Genomic DNA, 3,157 nt, shown 5'->3' with positions numbered 1-3,157 from the left:
ACGGCGATGGCAGCGTCCGTGGCGCCGGGGCGGATGCACCGGCGCCACGAGCGGTGTCTGGCGGGAGCGACGGTCGTCAGTTGCGCGGACCCGAGTCCCAAAAGGTCTACAACCGCGGCCGGGACTTCGCCAACACCGCCATGGCCTTCTCGACCTGCTCGCGGCCGAGCTCGCCGTCGGCGGCCAGCGCCGCCTTCAGCAGCGCCGTGGCCTCGTCGACGGCCACGCCCGCGGCGCGGAGCTCGGTCTCGCGGACGCGGACGAGTTCCGACTGGGCGGCCAGGGTCTGGGTCATGTTCCAGAGTTCCACGAAGACCGATACCTTCGCGCGCAGGACCCAGGGGTCGAACGGCTTCGTCAGGTAGTCGACTGCGCCCGCCGCGTAGCCGCGCAGGGCCAGGTGGGAGTCGCGGTCGGCGGCGGTCAGGAAGATGATCGGGACGTGGCGGGTGCGCTCGCGGCGCTTGATGTGGCGGGCCGTCTCGAAGCCGTCCATGGTCGGCATCTGTGCGTCCAGGAGGATGAGGGCGAAGTCGTCGACCAGGAGGTGCTTCAGGGCCTCCTCGCCGCTCTCGGCGGCCACCGTCTGGACCGGCAGGCCCTGCAGGATCGCCTCCAGGGCGAGCAGGTTGTCCCGGCGGTCGTCGACGAGCAGCACCTTCGCCGGTCGGTCCGGTCCGGTCAACGCTCAACCTCCAAAGCAGATCTATACCGCTCGGCCCTCGCCGTTGACCCAGGCTGCCATCACGTCCAGGAGTTCGTCGAGATCGACCGGCTTCGTGATGTAGTCGCTCGCGCCCGCGGCCAGTGAGGACTCGCGGTCGCCCGGCATCGCCTTGGCCGTCAAGAACACTACCGGCAACTCGGCGAACCGGCGATTGCGGCGGATGGCGCGCGTGGTCTCGTTGCCGTCCTGGTCGGGCATCATCGCGTCCATCAGCACGATGTCGACGTTCGGGTGCTCCGACAGGATGCGGACGCCGTCGGAGCCGTTGTCGGCGTAGAGCACCGTCATGCCGTGCAGCTCCAGCGCGCTCGTCAGCGCGAACACGTTGCGCACGTCGTCGTCGACGATCAGGACCGTCGCGCCGTCGAGCTGGTGGGCGGCCGCGGACGGGCGGTGCTCGTGCGACGAAACGGGGCGCAGCATCGCCGGGCCGGCGGGGAGCGAGCGGATCTGCACCGGGGCCGGCTGGGTCGGCACGGTGTGCATCGTCGGGGTCACCTCGGTGGCGATGACGTCCGGGAGGTACAGCGTGAACGTCGCCCCGCGACCGACGTCCGACGTCACCCCGATCGCCCCGCCGAGGAGCCGCGCGAGCTCCCGGCTGATCGAGAGGCCGAGCCCGGTGCCGCCGTACTTCCGGCTGGTCGTCCCGTCCGCCTGCTGGAACGCCTCGAAGATGAGCGCCACCTTGTCGTCGGAGATCCCGATGCCGGTGTCGGCGACCGAGAACGCGACCACGCGGCGGGCGCCCGCCAGCGTGGGCAGGTTGAACTCGATCTCCGGCGGCGCCACCTCCATCGACAGCGTGACCGAGCCGGCGTCGGTGAACTTCACCGCGTTGGAGACCAGGTTGCGCAGGATCTGCTGGAGCCGCTGGGGGTCGGTGACGATCACCGGCGGGAGCGCCGAGTCGGTCCGCACCGTGAAGTCGAGGCCCTTGTCCTCGGCCTGCGGGGCGAAGGCCTGCTCGACGTACGAGCGGATCTCGTCGAACGACACCTCGCCGGGCTCGACGTCCATGCGACCGGCCTCGATCTTCGACAGGTCGAGGATGTCGTCGATCAGGGCCAGCAGGTCGGAGCCGGCGTTGTGGATCGTCGCCGCGAACTCGATCTGCTTCGCCGTCAGGTTGGTGTCCGGGTTGTCGGCCAGGAGCCGGGACAGCAGCAGCATGGAGTTGAGCGGGGTCCGCAGCTCATGGCTCATGTTGGCCAGGAACTCCGACTTGTACTGCGACGCCTGCGCCAGCTGCTGCGCCTTCTCCTCCAGCCCGAGGCGGGCCATCTCGATCTCGCGGTTCTGCTTCTCGATGTTGCCCTTCTGCTCGGACAGCAGCGTCGCCTTCTCCTCCAGCTCCGCATTCGTCCGCTGCAGCTCGGCCGACTGCTCCTGCAGCTCCAGCGCCAGCCGCTGGGACTGCGACAGCAACTCCTCGGTGCGCCGGTTGGCCAGGATCGTCTTGAGCGCCACGCCGATCGTCACCACGAGCCGGTCGAGGAACGCGAGGTGCAGGTCGGAGAACGGCGACACGCTCGCGAACTCGATCACGCCGAGCGGCTCGCCCTCGAACAGCACCGGGAGCACGACCAGGTCGGCCGGCGGCGTCGCGGCCAGGCCCGAGCGCACCTGGAGGCGGTTGTCGACCGGCGAGCTGACCCGGATCGCGCGGCGCGACAGCGACGCCTGGCCGATCAGCCCCTCGCCGGGCGCGAACGAGACCTCGGTGCCGGGCGCCACGTACCCGTACGACGCCTCGAGCCGTAGCCGCAGCCCCGTCGCCGCGTCGGTGCCGGCCAGGAAGAAGGCGCCGATCTGGGCGTCGACGAGCGGGGTGACCTCGGTCATGATCATGCGGCAGACCTCGCCGAGGTCGCGCTGGCCCTGCAGCAGGCCGCCGACGCGGGCCAGGTTGGAGTCGAGCCAGCCCTGCTCCGCGTTCTTCTTCGTGGTCTCCCGCAGGGTCACGATCATCTGGTTGATGTTGTCCTTGAGCTCGGCCACCTCGCCGAGCGCCTCGACCGCGATCCGCTGGGTCAGGTCGCCGCGGGTCACCGCCGTGGACACCTGGGAGATGGCCCGCAGCTGGGTGGTGAGCGTCGAGGCGAGCTGGTTGACGTTCTCGGTGAGGTCGCGCCAGGTGCCGGAGACGCCGCGGACCTGGGCCTGGCCGCCGAGCTTGCCCTCGGAGCCGACCTCGCGGGCGACGCGCGTGACCTCGTCGGCGAAGGACGACAGCTGGTCGACCATCGTGTTCACGGTGTTCTTCAGCTCGAGGATCTCGCCGTGCGCGTCGACGGTGATCTTCTGGGACAGGTCGCCCCGGGCCACGGCCGTGGTCACCTGGGCGATGTTGCGGACCTGGCTGGTCAGGTTCGACGCCATCGAGTTGACGTTGTCGGTGAGGTCGCGCCAGGTGCCCGAGACGCCCTT

Annotated in this window: 2 protein-coding genes; both read right to left on the bottom strand. The window is 70.1% G+C overall.

The window, feature by feature from the left end:
* Positions 1 to 106 precede the first annotated feature (106 nt).
* Complete coding sequence (locus IEZ31_RS50390) at positions 107 to 685, bottom strand: response regulator (RefSeq protein WP_190257285.1); 579 nt, start codon at positions 683 to 685, stop codon at positions 107 to 109.
* A 21-nt stretch (positions 686 to 706) separates the two neighbouring features.
* A partial coding sequence (locus IEZ31_RS50385; protein WP_229837094.1) for an ATP-binding protein occupies positions 707 to 3,157 on the bottom strand: 2,451 nt, incomplete at its 5' end.

The organism is Dactylosporangium sucinum (assembly GCF_014647515.1).
Lineage (GTDB): Bacteria > Actinomycetota > Actinomycetes > Mycobacteriales > Micromonosporaceae > Dactylosporangium > Dactylosporangium sucinum.
Note: the sequence above shows the minus strand (reverse complement) of the source record. Positions and strands in the feature narration are given on the sequence as shown.